The following is a 2,171-nucleotide window of genomic DNA, read 5'->3' as shown; positions in this document are numbered from 1 at the left end:
CATAGTGGCTGCTTGCCGGGATTTGCAGCAGCGGCAAACCGGCGCTGTCGAACGCGGCCTTGAGGAAGCTGTCCCTGGCTCTGCGCTTCTGCTGGCGGTGGGAACTGTCATCGAGTTCGATGGCGCAAATAAAAGAGAGATCAGCCGGATGGCAGAGCAGGTAATCCAGATGCTTGGCGCTGATCTTGTTGAACGCCTGCTGCCACTTGCTCTTGCCCATACCCGCCTCCGGGGTCAGTACATCGGCCACCCGCACCTTGGCAAACACCCGGGCCTTGTCACCGACCGCGAGATCCAGCACACCGAGGAAGGCGCGCTCGGCCGGACTGAACAGGGTCTCCTGCACATCATAGGGCAACGGCTTGCCTTTCTTGCCTCGGGTCCAGAAGACCACCAGCAGGAGCAGCACCAACAACACCAATCCCGATACGACAAGGGTATTCATGAGCGCACTATCCAGTTCACAAAACAAAAGAGGGGTATCACTCTACCACAGGGGCCCAGTGGCAGGCAGCGCTGAAACATAGCCCCCTCCCGAATCTGCGTTTTTCACCCTGTTTACGCCGGGCAGGGCTTCATATGGCCTGTCACAGCAGGCACAATGCTACAGAAACCCAATTCCAAGGAGAGCAGGATGCAAAAGCAATTGGTCGTGACCGTGATCGGCACAGACAAACCCGGCATAGTCGAAAGTCTGGCGGATGTCATCACTCGGCAGCAGGGCAACTGGCTGGGCAGCGCCATGAGCGAGCTGGCGGGACAGTTTGCCGGTATCCTCCATGTCTGTGTCCCCGATGAACACTATCGCAGCCTGTGCGAAGCGCTGGCCCTGCTGCCGGGTCTGACCATCAGCTTTGCCGAAGGGACGCCCACCGCCGAACCGCCCCATCAGGTGATGATGACGGTGACCGGCAACGACCGCCCCGGTATCGTCCGTGAAATGGCCAGCATATTGCGCCAGCTCAACATCAACGTGTCCGACCTCACCACGGGTTGCGAACCGGCTCCCCATTCCGGCGCCCCGCTCTTCTATGCCCATGCCCTGGTGGCCCTGCCGCCCCAGCTCGAACTCGACGATCTGATCACCGCGCTGGAGTCGCTCTCCGACGATCTGATGGTCGACATAGACCAGGCGTTCGCCGACTGAGCGGATGGTCATCACCCTGTCATATTTTCACGCCATTACTGCCGCGCAGACGCGACCTGACCACGGAGGCATCACATGAGCACCGACAAGCAGTATGAAGAGAAAGAGCTGAGCTGGCTCTCATTCAATGAACGGGTGTTGCAAGAGGCAATGGACAAGACGGTGCCCCTCATAGAGCGGGTCCGTTTCCTGGGGATCTTCTCCTCCAATCAGGATGAGTTCTTCAAGGTACGGGTGTCGGACGTCAAGCGCCGCATCCTGATTAACGAAGTGCACGGCGGCGAGGACGATGCCAAGGTGTTGCTGCGCGCCATCCAGCAGAAAGTGATGGCGCTCGGCGAAGCGTTCGACAACACCTACAAGGAGCTGTTGATAGCGCTGGCCCGTCACAACATCTTTCTGGTCAACGAGAGCCAGATCTCCGAGTCTATCCAACAGTGGCTGCGGGTCTTTTTCAGGGAGAAGGTGCTGCGCCACATCATCCCGATCCTGCTCAACAAGGAGGTCAACCCGGTCAAGTTCCTCAAGGACGAGCACACCTATCTGGCCATAGAAATGAAGAAGAATGGCCAGGTGATCCAGTACGCCCTGGTGGAAGTACCGACCGACGATCTGCCCCGCTTCTTCCAGCTGCCGCCGGAAGGCACTCGCCGCAAGAAGCAGATCATCATACTGGACAACGTCATCCGCTTCTGTCTCGACGAGATCTTCAAGGGCTTCTTCGACTACGACGAGATAGCTGCCTATGCGGTCAAACTGACCCGGGATGCCGAATATGATCTCTCCGACCAGCTGGATCTCAGTCTGGTGGACAAGATGAGTGACGGTTTGAAGCAGCGCCTCACCGCCATGCCGGTACGCTTCGTCTACGAGCGGGAGATGCCCGCCGCCATGATAAGCTTCCTGAAGCTCAAGCTGCAGATCAGCTCCTACGACGCCATCATGCCGGGCGGGCGCTATCACAACTTCAAGGATTTCATCGGCTTCCCCAACGTAGGCAGAGATTATCTGGAAAACCCCAAGC

Annotated in this window: 3 protein-coding genes; 2 read left to right on the top strand and 1 reads right to left on the bottom strand. The window is 58.3% G+C overall.

The window, feature by feature from the left end; translation table 11 throughout:
* On the bottom strand, nucleotides 1-445 hold a 445-nt coding region (locus tag AAC083_RS08565), incomplete at its 3' end, for a DUF2726 domain-containing protein (protein ID WP_181364690.1).
* 189 nt (nucleotides 446-634) lie between these two features.
* Between AAC083_RS08565 and AAC083_RS08560 the strand changes: the two genes are divergently transcribed.
* Nucleotides 635-1,147, top strand: a complete 513-nt coding sequence (locus AAC083_RS08560) for a glycine cleavage system protein R (protein WP_108536323.1) — start codon at nucleotides 635-637, stop codon at nucleotides 1,145-1,147.
* 75 nt (nucleotides 1,148-1,222) lie between these two features.
* Nucleotides 1,223-2,171, top strand: a 949-nt coding sequence (locus AAC083_RS08555; RefSeq protein ID WP_146181623.1) for an RNA degradosome polyphosphate kinase, incomplete at its 3' end; no start/stop codon positions are given.

The sequence above is a fragment of the Aeromonas sp. HMWF014 genome (genome assembly GCF_963878295.1).
In the GTDB taxonomy this organism is placed as follows: domain Bacteria; phylum Pseudomonadota; class Gammaproteobacteria; order Enterobacterales; family Aeromonadaceae; genus Aeromonas; species Aeromonas popoffii.
This window is presented reverse-complemented; position numbering and strand designations above follow the sequence as displayed.

Coding starts and splice junctions, on each gene's coding strand:
- AAC083_RS08560 (WP_108536323.1), top strand. CDS start 635: ATGCAAAAGCAATTGGTCGTGACCGTGATCGGCACAGACAAACCCGGC.